Genomic DNA, 18,122 nt, shown 5'->3' with positions numbered 1-18,122 from the left:
TCTCAGTATTTAGTACCCAATACCCAATACCCAATCCCCAGTACCCAGTCCCCAGTACCCAGTACCCATTCCCAAGAGGAGTTTTGATTTCATGACAGAGGCATTACTTGCTGCTTTGTTTGTATTTGTTTTGGCATCTTTTATCGGCTTTGAAGTTATCAACAAAATACCACCGACTCTCCACACGCCCCTAATGTCAGGTTCAAATGCGATTTCTGGCATTTCGGTACTTGGGGCAATAGTGGCTTCAGGTGCTAGAGAAACAAGTGTGTCAGTAATTCTCGGTTTAATTGCTGTAGTACTAGCTACAGTCAACGTTGTAGGTGGCTTTCTCGTCACAGATAGAATGCTGCAAATGTTCAAAAAGAAGGAGATTAAGGCGTGAGCGACTTTTTACCAACTGGCATTCAGCTGACATATTTAGTCGCTGCATCCTTATTCATTTTTGGTTTGAAAAAGCTGGGTTCACCAGCTACAGCGCGAAACGGTAATGTGATTGCATCTGTGGGAATGCTGCTGGCAATTGTGGCGACAATGCTGGATCAGCATGTGTTGAACTACGAGATGATATTGTTGGGCTTGGCGATTGGATCAGGAATTGGTGCGATCGTTGCTTATAAAGTCCAAATGACGGAAATGCCCCAAATGGTGGGTTTACTCAACGGTTTAGGTGGTGCGGCTTCAGCATTAGTCGCCGTTGCCGAATTTTGGCGATTATTGGATTCTGGCGCACCTGTACCCCTAGATGTGAACATTTCCATGCTATTGGACGTGTTAATCGGTGGCGTTACCTTCACAGGTAGTTTTTTAGCCTTTGCTAAATTACAAGGTTTAATCAGCGGTTCCCCGATTACATTTCCTTTCCAGCAACCATTTAACCTGTTGCTTCTGGGTGCTTATTTGGTAGGCAGTGCCTATTTAATCATCACACCAGATAGCTTACCTATATTCTTGGGAGTGGTAGCTGTTTCCTTAGTGCTGGGTGTGATGTTCGTCATCCCCATTGGTGGCGGCGATATGCCAGTGGTAATCTCGCTGTTGAACTCGTTGTCGGGTGTGGCGGCGGCAGCAGCTGGTTTCGTGGTGATGAACAATATGTTAATCATCGCTGGGGCTTTGGTAGGAGCATCTGGCTTAATCCTCACCGAAATTATGTGTAAGGCAATGAACCGCTCTCTCTTCAGTGTGCTGTTCAGTGCTTTTGGTACAGGATCTACTTCTGGTGGTGCTGCTGCTGGTGGTGGTGCAACCGATCAAACTGTCCGCAGTATCGATCCCGAAGAAGGGGCGATGATGTTGGGTTATGCCCGTTCTGTGGTAATTGTGCCCGGTTATGGGATGGCAGTTGCCCAAGCGCAACATAGCGTCCGGGAATTGTCAGATCAGTTAGAAAAAATGGGCGTTGATGTCAAGTATGCCATTCACCCTGTTGCTGGGAGAATGCCGGGACACATGAATGTGTTGCTAGCAGAGGCAAATGTGGCTTATACCCAGTTGTACGACATGGATGATATCAATCCCCAGTTTGAACAAGCGGATGTGGCTTTGGTAATTGGGGCAAATGATGTGGTAAATCCGGCGGCGCGGAGTGATGCAAATAGCCCAATTTATGGTATGCCGATTTTGGAAGTAGATCGGGCGAAGCAGACAATTGTAATTAAGCGCGGGATGAGTACGGGTTTTGCCGGTGTAGATAATGAGTTATTCTACAAGGATAAAACTACAATGCTTTTTGGTAGTGCGAAGGATATGGTGGCGAAGTTGGTTTCGGAAGTGAAGCAACTTTAAACCAATTCGCAATTCGCAATGACGCTCGCGGACTCGCTAACGCTGCGCTAACGCAATTCGCAATTACGTGTTGTAACGGGAATTTAGAAAGAGCCACAACACTTGCAGATTGATAGAAGCCGGGGATTTAAACCCCTACACTTTGTTAACGAACCGCAGAGGCGCAGAGAGCGCAAAGTAAAGAATTTAGAGAGTTAGCTTGCCTTGGGGGTGTAATATTTCCAGGGCAATTTTTTTAGTTAATCAAAAAATACTTATGTCATTAAGGGATACAGTTTTTTGTCATTGGTCATTTGTCATTGGGAGTTTAGAGTTTTTTAACTCCTCACTCCTCACTCAGCACTCAGCACTCAGCACTCAGCACTGACTTCAGTCTCCCAAATAAATACTCATACCACGAGCGGTTTTAACTAAAGTACCATTGGGATCGACGGCGCTATATTGAGCGATCGCTTCTGTAATTGGTACACTTAATACTTGGCGATTTTGCCATGTCACCATGCGATCGTATCGCTCTTCGGCAATCAGATTAACTGCTGCTACGCCAAAGGCTGTTGCAACTAATCTATCTAGTGGTGAAGCAGTCCCACCCCGTTGAATGTGTCCTAAAACTGTGACTCGCGTTTCTACACCGATGTGTTGAATAATTTCATCGGCTAAGTATTCGCCAATTCCCCCGTATCGAGATTGACCTAAGCGATTGGTAATCGTCACATTTTCGCCGCCTTGGGTACGAACTGCTTCAGAAACAATAATCAAACAATAGTTTTTGCCTTTATCTTGGCGTTCTTTGATTTTGTGGCAAATATGCTCAACTGTATAAGGTATTTCGGGAATTAAAATTACATTTGCTCCCCCCGCAATTCCCGCAGCTATTGCTATGTGTCCAGCATCACGCCCCATTACTTCCAAAATCATGACTCGGCTATGACTTGCAGCAGTAAAATGTAACCGATCTAGTGCTTCTGTGGCAATATTTACTGCTGTATCAAAACCGATGGCGTGTTCGGTAACGCCAATATCGTTATCAATGGTTTTGGGAATACCTACTAAATTAATCCCACCTTGTTGAGCAAGGCGACGCAAAATTGCCAAGCTACCATCGCCGCCGATACCAATCAAAGCGTCTAAACCTAGTTGATGATAACCTGCAATAATTTCTTCGGAGCGATCGCACAAACTTCCATCCGCCATTGGAAAGGCAAAAGGGTCGCCTTTATTAGTTGTCCCCAACATTGTGCCACCCGCAGTTAACAATGAGTCAACTCGATCGACTTCCAGCTTGGTGAATTGTGGCGGACGCGCCATTAATCCTAGAGTCGCTTGACGAATTCCCAAAACCTCCCAGCCGTAAGTATTTACAGCACAATTTACTACAGCCCTAATTACAGCATTTAAGCCAGAACAATCACCTCCACTCGTAAGAATTCCTATGCGTTTGGGTTGTCCCACATTTTTTATTGACATTTTGATCCAAATGTATATGTTAAGTCGTCGATGAAACTTAAGCCAAAGTTAGCAGCAGATTAAACTTAAGCAAAAGTCCTTCCTGTTAATGCCAAAGTAATTTTATGTTTCTTTTGTATCTAAAAACAAAACAAAGTCTAAAAATTCAGCAACTCTTGAGCCAGAAGTCAGAATTTATGTGGGTTTGGTATGATTACTGATGAAATGAGGTAAACTTGGAGTTTAATTTTTTTAATATTCTGACTACTGAATTCTACAACTAAGGTTATCTCAGCTGTAAAATATAAGTGTAGAGCCAGTAGTAGATTAAACCTCGGCAAAAGCGATCCCTAAAAATGCCAGGGTAATTTTATGCCTGTTTTATATCTAAGAAAAAACCAAGTTATCCCAGCTATAAAATATGAGGGTGGAGCCAAAGGTGACTAGTATTGAAAATTACACTTTCTCTTTTTCAGGAGAAGTAACAATTCCCCAGGCTCCTCCTGAATTCAAATCAGGTTTTATCGGCATTGTTGGTCGTCCAAATGTCGGTAAATCTACTTTGATGAATCAGTTAGTAGGACAAAAAATTGCCATTACATCACCAGTAGCACAAACTACACGTAACCGTTTGCGCGGTGTATTAACTACACCAGAAGCGCAGTTAATATTTGTAGATACGCCAGGAATTCATAAGCCCCATCATCAATTGGGCGAAGTATTGGTGCAAAATGCTAAAATTGCCATTGAATCGGTAGATGTAGTGTTATTTGTGGTAGATGGATCTGTAGCTTGTGGAGCAGGCGATCGCTACATTGCCGAATTGCTCAGTCGCAGCAAAACACCAGTAATTCTGGGTATGAACAAAACCGACCAACAACCCACTGACTCGCAGTTTCTAGATAATAGCTACGCTCAGATGGCCCAGTCCCATGAATGGAAAATTGTGAAGTTTTCTGCTAAGACTAGTACCGGATTACCGCAACTTCAAGAATTATTAATTGAACATTTAGAAATTGGGCCATTATATTATCCTCCAGACTTGGTAACTGACCAGCCAGAACGCTTTATTATGGGTGAATTAATCCGAGAACAAATTTTATTATTGACTCGTGAAGAAGTACCCCATTCAGTAGCGATCGCCATTGACCTAGTAGAAGAAACTCCCAGCATTACCCGTGTACTTGCTACCATCAACGTCGAGCGTGATTCTCAAAAAGGCATACTCATTGGCAAAGGTGGAGCAATGCTCAAAGCAATTGGTAGTGAAGCCCGCGAACAAATCCAAAAATTAATCGCTGGTAAAGTTTATCTAGAATTGTTTGTGAAAGTCCAGCCAAAATGGCGACAGTCGCGGATTAGTTTAGCAGAGTTAGGCTATCGTGTGGAAGAATAATAATTGGTCATTAGTCATTAGTCATTAGTCATTGGTCATTGGTCACTTGTACTGAGCGACTTGTACCGAGCGAAGTTGAGGTAAGCCGTTGGCGCAGCCTCTCGTAGAGAAGTATTGTCATTGGTTATTGGCAGGTGAAAAAAGCAAAGAACAAAAGCCAAAAGACTAATAACTAATGACAAAGGACAAAGGACAAATGACAAATGACAAATGACAAATGACAAATGACAAATAATTAATAAAAATGTCTTTAGATACTGGCTATCCCTTAAATTTACCGATCAATGCTCCGCCGTTGCGCGTGTTAATTGTCGAAGACGATCCAATGATGCAGCTGGGATTAGAACAATCGTTAATGGCTCATCCTCAGTTGGAGATTGTTGGACAAGCTGAAGATGGTTATTTGGGAGTTCAAGCTGCACTGCAACTGAAACCTGATTTGGTGGTTATGGATATTGGATTGCCGCGATTGGATGGTATTGCTGCAACACAGCAAATTAAGGCGGCGCTGCCAGCAATTCATGTAGTGATGTTGACATCTCATCAAACAGAAACAGAAATTATTGCGGCACTGTCTAGCGGTGCAGATGCATATTGTATCAAAGGTGCAAGTGTGGAACGATTGTTAAGTGCGATCGCAGCCGCAGTCGATGGTGCAGCCTATCTCGATCCCCAAATTGCACGGCGAGTAATTGATAATCTCAAACCGCCTTCACCCACCACCAACACCGCCAACTTATCTGGGCGCGAGTTAGAAGTGTTAAAGCTGATGGTAGACGGGTTGAGTAACCCAGAGATTGCCGAAAAACTCTATCTCAGTCCCAACACGATCAAAACTCACGTCCGGGGAATTATGAACAAATTAGCAGTGGACGATCGCGTGCAAGCAGCAGTCGTTGCATTGCGTTCTGGTTTGGTTTGATGTCAGAATAAATTCAAATCTTTATTACCGAATATCTGGATCACTGGGCGTAGCGCTCCCTACAGTATCTGCAACTTTCAAAATACTAAATTGAAATTTTATGGTATAGCAATCCTAAATCATTCGTGAAAAGTTAGATCCCCGACAACTTTTACGAAGTCGGGGATCTGGACACCGAGAATTTTCACAAATCAAATCGGATTGCTATAGTATTTACAACTGTCATAATAGTTGTAACAGCTTTAAAGTTAGCTAATTTTTTTCCATGCGCTCATTAATATTTCAAAATTTGAAGCTTACTATTCCTACAGCTTTAGTATTTACGGTTCTTGGCTATATTCTAAGTCTACCTCTGAGTTTACTCGCCAATTCAGAAGCAGCAAGATGGCAATACCATCTGCAACCCAGAGTATATATTGAAACCCAAAAGCTTGATGAGCTTGGAAGTTTCCAAGCTCAAGTAGCACTTGGAGGTACAGCGCTGGGAATCTTAGTAGCTCAAACAACTTTTATTGCGTATATATTTGGACTTAGCAATCGTAGCACTAAGCAGTAACCGACCAATGCAGCAAAATACAAAATAAACCCATTGGTGCGATAACAGCCTACACGATTCTTTGACAACATGTCTTTTGAGGTAAACAATATAACTAAATATTTCAATCACCGAATTTTAAATTCTAAATTCTAAATTTTGGATTGAAAATTCAAAATTTAGAATTTAAATTGATTTGAAGCCCCGAATTTAAATGCGAGAATAAATCCAAAATCCAAAATCCAAAATTGTCTCACATTTACAAGTAAAAGCGTACATAAGTACGCCTTTATAGCCGATTAATTTGTTGCCAAGATTTTTGAAAGATAGTCTACCTCAATGCATTTTAGTTAAAAGAGTTTGAGAATTGATTAGGGTCTGTATTAGTAGGAAATAACAAAATTTCCTTGCCTTCTAAATTTGCTTTCTGGTGAAGCAAAATTGCCTTTTCCAAAGAACAATATTTAATTGGAACCCATCTGTCGCTATAAAAGTAGACAGTTACTCGGCTCATTGCATACTCTTTCAACGGCAGTGGAAGAGACCAGGACAAGTCCACAGTTTGAACCTTACCTGTTGAGTCCATGCTTTGAACCTCAGTTGTTAAGTATATTTACTTTCACTGATGGGAATGATTTAAAGGAACTATCATAAGTAATAATAATCTGTCTTAACGCTACATCTTTAGATAAAAGTTAAACGCCCTTAGCACTATAGCTTTTCCTAATCAAATGAGATAGATTATAGCCCCCTCTCGAAAAGCGGGGAGGGGGTTGGGGGTGGGGTTCTTGTACTTCACTCAACTGAGAACCGCTATAAATGCGATCGCTACTTTTTATGTCTTACTACAGCATGACCCCCTGCAATCTTCGTTACTGAGATTGCCATTGCAAGAATAAGCAGGGAACTGATAGAAAAGTGCGATCGCATAACCTAGTTTTCTTACAGCTGTTTTCAGCTAAATAGCTTTATGCATCTAACTCTTAACGAGTGTCCACTCTAGTACCTTGATCGGGGCTTCTTGTAGTGCTTGAGTTAATTCAGTGCTACTCTCAAATTTAACCTGGGAGAGGTCGCAGGCTTCGACGTTGACCGTGAATTTATCGTTTTGGAAGGGCCAGGGTTTAACAACAACTAACTTATCACTACGCTGCATGATGTCATAGCGCTCACCTTCAGGGCCCTTGCTAATTTCTAAAAACCGTTCATCGTCAGGTAGTTCTTGCTGACAGAGAATAAGCGAAAGGCGATCGCACCATTGCATAAATGCATAGGCTGCATCAACTTCTTCCTTTTTTATACCCAATTGTTTACGCCAACGTTGCTGGTTTTGAAGTTGCTCATCTAAAAGTTTGTCCAATTTAGAAGACTTACCCCGGCTTGGCTCATTTAAACGACTGATGTGCATGGAAATTAATAGAGCCACCCATCGTCCACGGTAAAGGGCATTCTTTGCCAAATTAGCCAATTTATCGACACCTGCATCTACATCGGCATTTGTGGAAAGGGTAAAGTCCTTTGGTGCACCTGCTTCAGTCAGAATATCTTCTTCCCACTCTTTTTCTAGGTCATCATGATGAGAAATTGCAGCTATCGTTTCATATAACCTTACTGGAGCATCTTTACGTTGCCATTGTCCCGCCAGTTCAGCTGCTAACAAAGCATGGGCACGATGATAAATGACTTCCCAACCATTTGGTGTGGCGTTGACAATCACAAGTTAATCTCCTGATTCTGGGTTTTGATTTTGAGTTGAATTAATTTCTGAAGTCAGAAATATTGATCTACGTATTGAAGGGCGATCGCTCTAACTTTTTCAGTCTGGCTGAATATTTAAAGCTATAGTTAAGCTGTTACGCATTGAAATTGCACATTAACAGTGAGGGTTGTCCTTTGTCATTTGTCCTTTGTCCTTAAAAACACAAATGACTAATGACTAATGACGGTCTATACGCAGTTTGTGCAATATATAGGCGCATTAGCTTATTTTCAATCGAGTGTAATACTCAGCTAAAATTCCCGACTTATTATAAAAATCGGGAATTTTTTTGCTTACTAGATGTAACTAAACAGCCCAAAAATTACTAAATAAGGTAGGCTGTTTTCTCATAAGATGATTGGGAGTTTTTCAGAATTCTCCCAAATCTCTTTGCTCAAAATCAACCTATACTTTAACTGCAACCTATGCAATTAAGAGTGGCTTTCTAGCGGATTAGCAATATATTTGAATGTTGGCTCTGAATTCCAAGGGCCACGTTCATCTTGACCATTTCCGTTTGTAGATAGATTGTAGTAGAGAGCAACAGTTTCATCTGGCTTAATATTACCAAAGAATGGATCTGTCAACTTACCTAGTGAATCTAGAGCTTTCATAAACATCTGAGTATGAGAAATTTCTCGTGTTAACAGATGGACTAAAGTCTCTTGGGTTCCTTTGTCAGTTGCCAACTTAATCAATTCTTCGTAAGTCTGACGAGCACCAGCTTCAGCTGCAACATTAGCTCTTAAATCGCGTACTACATCTCCACCCTCATTCAAGTAACTTGCAGTCCAAGCATTACCTTGGCTATCTAGAAAATGAGGCCCAATTCCTCGGACTGCAAAAAGAGTACTCTTGTAAGCCTCTGTTTGATCTACATTTTTAGTATGAGCCTCAATGAGTTTACCAACCATTTCTAAATGGCTGAACTCCTCGATCGCAATGTCTTGGAGCATGTCTTTAATGCCAGCATTTTCGACATGGAATGATTGAACCCAATATTGCAGTGCTGCACTAAGTTCTCCAGTAGCTCCACCAAACTGCTCTAAAAGCAACTGAGCAAAACGAGGGTTTGGTTCACTAACGTTAACTGCACGAATAGGCTCTTTCTTGTGAAAAAACATAGATTTACACTTCCCAAAATTATGATGTTACAAAAAGGATCGGCTATTTTATTGTCTCTTAGTTTTTCCCAGAAAAAGCTAATCTAAGTCTTTAATAGCTTCTCAAATTGCTGAACTAAAAGACTAATAAAATACAGTAGTAATGTCAGTGTTGATAACTGCCAATCAGCGATTAGGCATTCCTGCTTCTTCTGATTAATCCCCATAGATAAATAGCAACAATTGCACCAAGCACAGCTACTAAAATACCAGGGAGAGTTAAACCAGCGCCAGCCGAAGTAATTTGCAGAGTTCCTGTTCGTAGCAAGGTAAACAGACTTCCACCGACGAAAGCACCAATGATACCCAAAATCATTGTGGAGAGAATTCCACCACCTTGATAGCCAGGATAAATAGCTTTAGCAATCGCACCTGCCAAAAGTCCTAAAACTATCCAAGCAATAATACTCATAATTGCCTCAACAATCTCACTTAATATCTAAGTTATCAACTCTAATTCCAAATTCTTTCTACCAGATGGGGTAAATGTGGGGTAAATGCTAAATCCAAAAGTTATACAAAATAATTTATATCTAGATTGGAGGAAAATTGACCTTTTTACACCTTAATATTGAACGCTTTTTTTTGCATATTTAAGTTAGAAGTCATTAAAAATATATAATTATATATAAACAAAATTCTTTTTTGCAAAGCGAAACGTTAATTTAATAATCAAGAAATTTTATTTTATCTCTATCTTAAGGCAGAAAATTTGCATCTAACTTTTTGAGGATGTATAAAAATTAATTTTTCATAAATATAGCAATCCGATTTGATTCGGTGAATTACTCGTAGAGACTGGGGACACTTCGACAAGCTCAGTGCATCGCTGAAGAAGGTGGGGCCCCTGAAGGGGATAAGGGGTAATGGGGACTGGGAAGAAGGAATAAAAGTGTACTGAGTTTTTTTCACGCAATCAAATATGAGTCCTATATATTGAGAGCTTTCGTTATAATTGATCATTAATTATCTATATAAATAATTAACCAAGCTGTTTGCACATTTTTATTTAACAAGTTTATTTCAATTGCCTTTTGCCTTTTGACTTTTGACTTTTGACTTCCCCGTTCGCGCAGCGTCCCGTAGGGAAGGGGCTGACTGCCTATCACGCTTGTGCTGCGCTTTACGCACCACGCAAATAAGTTCAAAAATAAAATCGGATTACTATAGTTTTAATAATATCCCCTCAACTTTTATTTTTAAAGTAAATTGAGGAGATAATATATATGTGGCAAACATTTGCAGCAGTAATATTAAATTGCGCGGGAGAACTTTGTCTCTCGCGTTCTTGTGTGAGTATCAAATATGACGGCAATGTTTCTTACTAGTAATCTACCAATGTCGGTAATCTGGATCTGATTTTTTGATAAACTGACTAGACCATCGGCTTCTAGTGGTTTTAACGCCTCTAGTTCCTCAGAGAAATATTCATCAAAATTGATATGATATTTGTTTTCAATATCTTGCTTAGAAAGCTGGAAATGAGACATAATACCCATAATCACATCCCGTCTAATAATGTCATTATCAGTGAGTTTGATACCTTTACTAACAGGTAAACTACCTGCTGCCAGTATCTGATAATAATCCTTTAACTCCTTGTAGTTTTGAGCATAAACATCTTCTAACATACTGATGGATGTTGCACCAAAACCAAATAATTCTGTTTCGGCGTGGGTAGTATAGCCCTGAAAATTGCGTTTGAGGGTGCCATGACGTTGAGCGATCGCTAATTCGTCATTAGTTTTAGCAAAATGATCCATCCCAATAAATAGATATTGGTTATTCGTCAATTCTTCAATGGTCATTTTCAGAATCTCTAACTTTTCCTCTGCTGGAGGTAGCGCCTCTTGAGGAATATTTTTTTGCGTCGGTTTTAGCCACGGGACATAAGCAAAGTTAAAGACAACAATTCGGTCAGGATCTAACTCAATAGTTTTTTTCAGCGTCTCTTGAAATGTCTCACGTGTTTGATAAGGTAAACCATAAATTAGGTCTACATTCACACTTTCAAACTTAGCTTCTTTGATCCAACTCATGACATCAAAGAGCATTTCTTCTGGCTGGACACGATTGACAGCTACTTGAACTTGGCGATTAAAATCCTGAATGCCAAAACTAATGCGGTTAAATCCAATCTGTCTCAAAAAGAAAACGTAGTTTTTATCGATATAGCGGGGATTAATCTCAATTGAGATTTCTGCTTGGGGATCGATGTTGAAATAGCGATTGATGTTTTTCCATAAAAATTCTACTTGGTGACGCTCCAAATAATTAGGAGTACCGCCTCCCCAGTGGATTTGCAGCACTTTTCTATCTGAATCGATTAAAGCTGCGGTGTTTTTAATGTCTTGAGCCAACGATTCTACATAAGGTTTAGCAATATTCTTGTTGTTGGAAATTACTGTATTACAGCCACAGAAGTAGCAAGCACTTTGGCAAAAAGGGATATGGAAATATAAAGAAAGAGGGGTTTTGCGTTGATTAGATGCTGCGATCGCGGCCTTAAAATCAGTTTCAGTGAATATTTCACTTAACTCTGTAGCGGGCGGGTAACTAGTATATCTAGGTGCGCGAGTGTCGTACTTTTGAATCAGATCCAGATCAAACTTGACACTAGGTAATAGAAAAACCATTGAGTTGCTTTCCAATGAATGAAGGGAGTAGGTAGAGACGCGATTAATCGCGTCTGTGGGAGTGAGGCGATGATTGGGAAATAACCAATGACAAATGACAAATGACAAATGACAAAATTAATTAGCCGCAGCTATTTCAGTGCTACCTGAATTCTGAGAACGAGTGAGGCTATTAAAGAGAACTTGACCGAGTGCTTTAATTAAACTTCCTTCTAACTCTTGAGCCATCTTTAAATTGAATCCAAAGGCATTATTGGCTTCTGCAACAATCCGTTCTGCTGTTATATCATCAACGGGTAATGCATTTAATGCCTGACGATACTTATCCTTAAATGCCTTTTTGTCAGAAATTTGCTTAAAGTTGTAAAAGGATGTGCCTTCATAATCAGAAAGCTTCAGGGCTGACTGAGCAACTTTTTGTAGCATTTGACCTCCAGAATGATCGCCCATGTAGCGAGTGTAGGCATGACCTAGCAATAAGGCTGGTTCACTAGCAGAAATTTCCCGAATGCGGTTAATGTAGCTCTGGGCAGCAGGTGAGGCTGTAACTTGCTCTCTCCAATTATCCCCATAATAGAACACCATATCTTTTTCGAGTGAGGATTGGTGATTAAGTTCAGAGAAGTAAACTTTAATACTTTCAAGATTGCACTTTTAAAATATGGGAATTTGTTGATAGCTAATGTTTGAGAATTACCAATGAAATTTGATGCTAGTTTAGCCAGCTTTTTATTAGCTTTTGTCGGCGCGTTATCCGGTTGGGTAGCTTGGTGATTTACTAAATTAGAGCTGAAACAAGAAAAAACTACCCAGTCAGCTGTAGCACTTGCAACTGAAGGAGTTAACGAGAGGCGTGATTTTAATCATCTTTTGGGTAATTACAAACAAATGTCCGAGGCGATGACCTTTGGTTTCAATGAACTTGAAGGAATGGTGCGTGAAAATAGGCTATAACTGGCTGAAATCAAGGCTTATTTAATCCGAAATCAAGGTAAGCACGATCAGTAACTCTTTGGGGATTCAATTTAGTTAGGCTAAAACAATTAACCTAGCATCAACTTTCCTATAGATGCGAAATTTTTTGGAATCAGAAAAATGATGCGTGCAATTCTCAGTATTAAAGCGGAAACAACATAAATTCACTTGCTGAAATTACGCAATTGCCACCAGGACAAGTACAAAAAGGCAGTGTAGCCTTTAACTAGAAATAACACTATCAGGCAATTGCTAGACAAAATGCCAACTCTGACCACTAAACTTTTATAATATTTGTTATTCTTATGACTCCAAAACACACCAAAATTAAATTTCCCCTTTGGCAGTATCTGAACCAGCCCTTATTTAGTCGCGACACTAAATTAGTATTGAATCCCCAACGCTTTGTATTGATCTGGCGTCTGCAACTTTTAGAACGTTGCTGGACTAAAGAATGTGACGCCAAAGGGCCTCAACAGCATTAGATATCTGAAAAGTCGGCAAACTAAGCTTCGTCTAGAGAACGTGGCTTTTTGCCGTCAAGTAAAGCACTGACAGTCATATCTCCCATAACATTAATCGCGGTACGGCAACGATCCAAAAACCAGTCTACAGTAACTAGCAAAGCAATGTACTGGGTAGGTAAGCCTACAGAAGTGAACACCAGTGTCATAGTTACCAGTCCAGCATTGGGAATATTTGCCGCACCGACAGATGCAAAAATCGAGGTAAGGATGACAATTAACTGCTGTGTCAGACTCAGATGTTGCCCAATCAGTTGGGAAATATACAACGCAGACATTGCTTCATAGAGGGCAGTGCCATCATTATTGAAATTTGCCCCGACTAATGACCCCAAGGCAGCAGAAGATTCCCTTAAACCGACTTTTGTTTGCAAAACTTCAAAGGTTACGGGCATTGCCGCCGCTGAGGAAGAAGTTGAGAAAGCTGTCAAAAAGGCATCAGAACCGCCAGCTAGGAATTTTAGCGGGTGTACCCAAGAACCAAATTTTACTCTGGTGAGGTAGTAGCACGCCTGCAATACCAGTGCTAAAAGCACCGCCACGATAAATGCACCCAAAGATTTAAATGGTGCAAAGCCCTGCATCGCAATAGTTTTAGACACAATCCCAAAGACTGCGAACGGCACTAAAGCAATTACCCAATTGAGGATGCGGACTACCGCTTCAAATAAAATTCCGATGACATCCTCAATTGGCTGGAATCCATTCTTGCCTTGGGCGATTTGTTCAGATTTTAATCCCCGCAGGACGATGCCAAAACTCAAGGCAATCACAATCAACTGGATGACGTTATTATCAACCAATGGCTTGAGAACAGCTTCTGGTACAGCATCTTTGAGTATTCCCCAAGGATCGAGACTCTGAGCAGTTATTGCCGTACTTGTTGAGGTGCTAACATTGCCCCAAGTCCCCGGACGCAGTACGTTTGCTACTAAAAGTCCCACCAAAATAGCTACGGTAGTGTTGGTTAAAAGTAGCACAGCCAGCCGCCGTCCGGCTGTACCAGGGATATTGGTAGTCATCAAAGTATGTAGCACTGCTACCAGAATCAGGGGTGTAGCCAAGGCGCGGAGAGCCTTTAGCACCAATTCTGCCGGAATTGCTAAATTGTTGATTAAAGCGGCGTTGCTGGGATTGGGATTCCCCGCACCAAGGGCAATTCCGACGCTGACTGCCGCTACTAAGGCGATGAGAATTTGCAACGTGAGAGGGATACGCTGCCACCAAGGGCTAGCTTTGGTTTCAGGCGAAGTAGTTCTCTCTGTTTGACTCATTGGCTAGATACTGGTTAACTGCTGTAATTATTAAAACAACACTAATGATATTGATAATTCCCGAAAAAGAACAGCTTTAATTTTGGTTAAAAACTGTTAATCTAAGATTCCGTTGCTTTGCAAAATCTGGCTCGAAAGGGTATACCACAAGGTAGGCCCCTAGAGATGTCTTGGCTTGTGGTTGGAGATGCTTATGTCCTTTGTGCCTTTACATATTCACAGTGACTATAGTTTGCTTGATGGGGCAAGTCAGCTTCCAGAGTTGGTGGATCGAGCGATCGCACTGGGAATGAAAGCGATCGCCCTTACCGATCATGGCGTCATGTATGGAGCCGTTGAACTGATCAAAATCTGCCGTAGTCAAAATATTAAGCCGATTATCGGCAATGAAATGTATGTAATTAACGGCGATATTGAGAAACAAGAACGCCGTCCTAAATATCATCAAGTTGTTTTAGCTAAAAATACCAAAGGTTACAAAAATTTAGTTAAATTAACCACAATTTCTCACCTTAAGGGTGTTCAAGGAAAAGGAATTTTTTCTCGTCCTTGTATTAATAAAGATTTATTAAAAGAATATCATGAAGGCTTGATTGTTACCAGTGCTTGTTTAGGTGGAGAAATTCCCCAAGCAATTCTCAGCCATAGACCAGATGCAGCCCGGAAAGTTGCTCAATGGTATAAAGATGTATTTGGTGATGATTATTATTTAGAAATTCAAGATCACGGCTCCCAAGAAGACCGAATTGTGAATGTTGAGATTGTCAAGATTGCGAGAGAGCTAGGGATTAAATTTGTTGCTACTAATGATTCACATTTTATTTCTTGTTTTGATGTTGAAGCCCACGACGCTTTGCTATGTATTCAAACTGGCAAGCTAATTATTGAAGATAAGCGGATGCGTTATAGCGGCACAGAGTATCTCAAATCTGGTGAAGAGATGCAGCAGCTATTTCGTGACCATTTGCCGGATAATTTAATTGCAGAAGCGATTGCTACTACTGAAGAAGTCGCCGATAAAGTCGAGCCTTACCATATTATGGGTGAGCCTCAGATTCCTACACCTCCGATTCCCTCTGGTCATACTGCTGACACTTACGCCGAAGATGTTGCATGGAGTGGACTTTTAGAACGCTTAAATCGCAAATCTCGCCAAGAAGTCGATTCCGTCTATAAAGAAAGATTGGAATACGAACTAAAAATGATTCAGCAGATGGGTTTTTCCAAATACTTTTTAGTTGTATGGGATTACATCAAATTTGCTAGAGATAATAACATTCCTGTAGGCCCAGGTCGGGGTTCGGCGGCTGGTTCATTAGTTGCTTATGCAATGCGAATTACTAATATTGACCCCGTGCATCATGGGTTACTATTCGAGCGTTTCTTGAATCCAGAACGGAAATCCATGCCTGATATTGATACGGATTTCTGTATTGAACAACGGGATAAAGTGATTGATTATGTAACAGAGAAATATGGTGCAGATAGAGTTGCCCAAATTATTACTTTTAACCGTCTAACTTCTAAAGCAGTTTTGAAAGATGTCGCCAGAGTATTAAATATTCCCTACGGGGAAGCTGACAAAATGGCGAAATTGATTCCTGTGGTGCGGGGTAAACCAACTAAACTCAAGGTGATGGTTTCTGATAAAACTCCAGAACCAGAGTTTAAAGAGAAATATGATAGAGAACCCCATATTCGCCATTGGCTTGATATGGCAATGCGAATTGAAGGAACTAATAAAACGTTTGGTGTTCATGCAGCCGGTGTGGTAATTTCTGCCGATCCCCTTGATGAAATTGTCCCACTACAAAAAAATAATGACGGTTCTGTAATTACCCAGTATTTCATGGAAGACCTGGAATCAATGGGTTTATTGAAAATGGATTTTTTGGGTTTGCGGAACCTAACACTGATTCAAAAAACCCTTGATTTAATTCAAGAAACGAGAGGATATCGGGTTGATCCTGATGAAATTCCCCGCCAGGAAAGAAAAGCCCAGAGGATATTAGCGAAAGGTGAACATAGTACTCTACCTAAAGATGTCCAAAAAACTTATGAGTTATTAGAAGCAGGTGAGTTAGAAGGGATATTTCAATTAGAATCTTCTGGGATGCGTCAGATCGTGCGAGATTTGAAGCCTTCTAATATAGAAGATATTTCTTCAATTTTGGCACTTTATCGACCGGGGCCATTAGATGCGGGACTGATTCCTAAATTTATTAACCGCAAACATGGTCGAGAACAGATTGATTATCAACACCAAATTCTAGAATCAGTATTAGACGAAACTTATGGAATTATGGTCTATCAAGAGCAAATCATGAAAATTGCTCAGGATATGGCGGGATATTCTTTAGGACAAGCTGACTTGCTGCGTCGGGCGATGGGTAAAAAGAAAGTTTCTGAGATGCAAAAGCAGCGAGAAAAATTTGTGGATGGTGCTGCAAAAAATGGCGTTCAGAAAAAAGTTGCGGATGAGTTATTTGAGCAAATGTTGAAGTTTGCTGAATATTGTTTAAGCTATGACACGGAAATATTGACAGTAGAATATGGATTAATGCCGATTGGGAAAATTGTCGAAAAAGGCATTGAATGTACTGTCTACAGCGTTGATGATCATGGAAATATTTACACGCAACCTGTAGCACAGTGGCACGATCGCGGACAACAAGAGGTATTTGAGTATTGCTTGGAAGATGGTTCATTGATTCGGGCAACAAAAGACCATAAATTTATGACTATTGATGGTCAAATGTTGCCAATTGATGAAATATTTGAACGCGAATTGGATTTAATGCGGATTGAGAGTTTACCGAATTGAGAGGATGGGCAGTGGGAATTATGCATTCTCGGCTTGTTATATGAATGAGATGTCTGACTTTTTTTATAGGACTTTTCATATAAAATGGACGATGATGAGGATATTACAGAAATTCCTTTACGACCTCTGGTTTGGATGGGAGACTCTCTCAAAAATATTCGCTTATTTCCTGAAGAGGTGCGTGCATCAGTAGGCTATGCGCTGCAATTGGTGCAAGCAGGGGAAACACCAATGGATGCCAAGCCTTTTAAAGGGGTTGGAAGCGGCGTGTATGAAATTATCAAACGCTACGATACCGATACTTACAGAGCAGTCTATGCAGTAAAGATTGCAGAGAAAATCTATGTCCTGCACGCTTTTCAGAAGAAATCAAAGCAGCGGATTAAAACCCCACAAGCTGATGTTGATCTGATTAAACAACGCTATAAGGACGCAGTGGCAAGGGAGAAACAACAATGACACCGGAACCCGTTTTTGAACAAAGCAGTGGGAATGTGTTTGCTGACCTCGGTTTGTCGGATGCTTCGGAACTTTTTACGCGAGGCAAGATAGGGATTCAGGTATTGCGCCTCCTCTCTCAACACAACCTGAAACAGTGCGAAATCAGCGAACTTCTTGGCATTCCCCAGCTAGAAGTATCTCATTTGATGAAAGGAGAGTTTCAAAGGTTTAGCGAGGGCAAACTCCTCATTTTTCTCAAGCGCCTCGATATGGAAATCAGCTTGCATCTTCGCCCTCGTCATGCGCCAGGACAATCTGCTGAAACTGTGATATCGCTATAGGGCAGGATAGAAGCGATGTCGGGTCTTGACAAAGTAGTAGTGGGGAGTAGGCATAAGGGGCATGAGGGAGGAGAGGAGCAGAGAGAAATGCCCAATGC

At 40.8% G+C, this 18,122-nt stretch carries 16 protein-coding genes and 1 pseudogene; 9 read left to right on the top strand and 8 right to left on the bottom strand.

The window, feature by feature from the left end:
* The first annotated feature begins 91 nt into the window (after positions 1-91).
* A complete protein-coding gene (locus RMY63_RS04560) occupies positions 92-385 on the top strand; it encodes an NAD(P) transhydrogenase subunit alpha (RefSeq protein ID WP_109009004.1) in 294 nt (97 codons plus the stop codon).
* Positions 382-1,788, top strand: coding sequence for an NAD(P)(+) transhydrogenase (Re/Si-specific) subunit beta (locus tag RMY63_RS04555; RefSeq protein ID WP_322727554.1), 1,407 nt, complete (start codon positions 382-384; stop codon positions 1,786-1,788). The genes RMY63_RS04560 and RMY63_RS04555 overlap by 4 nt, the downstream gene beginning before the upstream one ends.
* Before the next feature lie 369 nt (positions 1,789-2,157).
* On the opposite strand, the gene RMY63_RS04550 is transcribed toward RMY63_RS04555, so the two are convergent.
* Positions 2,158-3,240, bottom strand: a complete 1,083-nt coding sequence (locus tag RMY63_RS04550; RefSeq protein ID WP_322727625.1) for an ATP-dependent 6-phosphofructokinase — start codon at positions 3,238-3,240, stop codon at positions 2,158-2,160.
* Positions 3,241-3,655: 415 nt separating this feature from the next.
* On the opposite strand from RMY63_RS04550, the gene era reads away from it, so the two are divergent.
* The 3 genes from era to RMY63_RS04535 all read left to right on the top strand — a co-directional run bounded on the left by era (position 3,656) and on the right by RMY63_RS04535 (position 6,108).
* Positions 3,656-4,630, top strand: a complete 975-nt coding sequence (gene era, locus RMY63_RS04545) for a GTPase Era (RefSeq protein WP_322727553.1) — start codon at positions 3,656-3,658, stop codon at positions 4,628-4,630.
* A 244-nt stretch (positions 4,631-4,874) separates the two neighbouring features.
* Complete coding sequence (locus tag RMY63_RS04540; protein ID WP_322727552.1) at positions 4,875-5,552, top strand: response regulator transcription factor; 678 nt, start codon at positions 4,875-4,877, stop codon at positions 5,550-5,552.
* Between the two features lie 265 nt (positions 5,553-5,817).
* Positions 5,818-6,108, top strand: a complete 291-nt coding sequence (locus tag RMY63_RS04535; RefSeq protein WP_322727551.1) for a hypothetical protein — start codon at positions 5,818-5,820, stop codon at positions 6,106-6,108.
* A gap of 325 nt (positions 6,109-6,433) precedes the next feature.
* Here the strand turns inward: RMY63_RS04535 and RMY63_RS04530 are convergent, their stop codons facing one another.
* From RMY63_RS04530 to RMY63_RS04505, 6 genes and pseudogenes are all read right to left on the bottom strand, one after another.
* Positions 6,434-6,673: a hypothetical protein gene (locus RMY63_RS04530; RefSeq protein ID WP_322727550.1), complete on the bottom strand. Its 240-nt coding sequence runs from the start codon at positions 6,671-6,673 to the stop codon at positions 6,434-6,436.
* 390 nt (positions 6,674-7,063) lie between these two features.
* Entirely contained in the window at positions 7,064-7,804 is a 741-nt protein-coding gene (locus RMY63_RS04525) for a DUF3891 family protein (RefSeq protein ID WP_322727549.1), read from the bottom strand.
* A gap of 473 nt (positions 7,805-8,277) precedes the next feature.
* The gene (locus RMY63_RS04520; RefSeq protein ID WP_322727548.1) at positions 8,278-8,970 is read right to left on the bottom strand and encodes a manganese catalase family protein; all 693 of its coding nucleotides are present in this window, start codon (positions 8,968-8,970) and stop codon (positions 8,278-8,280) included.
* Positions 8,971-9,142: 172 nt separating this feature from the next.
* On the bottom strand, positions 9,143-9,421 hold the full coding sequence (locus tag RMY63_RS04515) for a GlsB/YeaQ/YmgE family stress response membrane protein (protein WP_322727547.1): 279 nt from the start codon (positions 9,419-9,421) through the stop codon (positions 9,143-9,145).
* A gap of 841 nt (positions 9,422-10,262) precedes the next feature.
* On the bottom strand, positions 10,263-11,645 hold the full coding sequence (hemN, locus tag RMY63_RS04510) for an oxygen-independent coproporphyrinogen III oxidase (protein WP_322727546.1): 1,383 nt from the start codon (positions 11,643-11,645) through the stop codon (positions 10,263-10,265).
* A gap of 117 nt (positions 11,646-11,762) precedes the next feature.
* A pseudogene (locus RMY63_RS04505) lies at positions 11,763-12,275 on the bottom strand (heme oxygenase (biliverdin-producing)); the annotation flags it as partial.
* Between the two features lie 650 nt (positions 12,276-12,925).
* Between RMY63_RS04505 and RMY63_RS04500 the strand changes: the two are divergent.
* A complete protein-coding gene (locus tag RMY63_RS04500; RefSeq protein WP_292785777.1) occupies positions 12,926-13,105 on the top strand; it encodes a hypothetical protein in 180 nt (59 codons plus the stop codon).
* Positions 13,106-13,125: 20 nt separating this feature from the next.
* On the opposite strand, the gene RMY63_RS04495 is transcribed toward RMY63_RS04500, so the two are convergent.
* Positions 13,126-14,418 carry a dicarboxylate/amino acid:cation symporter gene (locus RMY63_RS04495; protein ID WP_322727545.1) on the bottom strand — a complete coding sequence of 431 codons (1,293 nt, stop codon included), beginning with the start codon at positions 14,416-14,418 and terminating at the stop codon, positions 13,126-13,128.
* 193 nt (positions 14,419-14,611) lie between these two features.
* On the opposite strand from RMY63_RS04495, the gene RMY63_RS04490 reads away from it, so the two are divergent.
* From RMY63_RS04490 to RMY63_RS04480, 3 genes are all read left to right on the top strand, one after another.
* Complete coding sequence (locus RMY63_RS04490) at positions 14,612-17,242, top strand: DNA polymerase III subunit alpha (RefSeq protein WP_322727544.1); 2,631 nt, start codon at positions 14,612-14,614, stop codon at positions 17,240-17,242.
* Positions 17,243-17,326: 84 nt separating this feature from the next.
* On the top strand, positions 17,327-17,701 hold the full coding sequence (locus tag RMY63_RS04485) for a type II toxin-antitoxin system RelE/ParE family toxin (RefSeq protein WP_322727543.1): 375 nt from the start codon (positions 17,327-17,329) through the stop codon (positions 17,699-17,701).
* Positions 17,698-18,024: a helix-turn-helix domain-containing protein gene (locus tag RMY63_RS04480; protein ID WP_322727542.1), complete on the top strand. Its 327-nt coding sequence runs from the start codon at positions 17,698-17,700 to the stop codon at positions 18,022-18,024. Before RMY63_RS04485 ends, RMY63_RS04480 begins: the two co-directional genes overlap by 4 nt.
* The last annotated feature ends 98 nt before the right edge of the window (positions 18,025-18,122 follow it).

The organism is Nostoc sp. ChiQUE01b (assembly GCF_034531255.1).
Classification (GTDB): Bacteria; Cyanobacteriota; Cyanobacteriia; order Cyanobacteriales; family Nostocaceae; genus Nostoc.
This window is presented reverse-complemented; position numbering and strand designations above follow the sequence as displayed.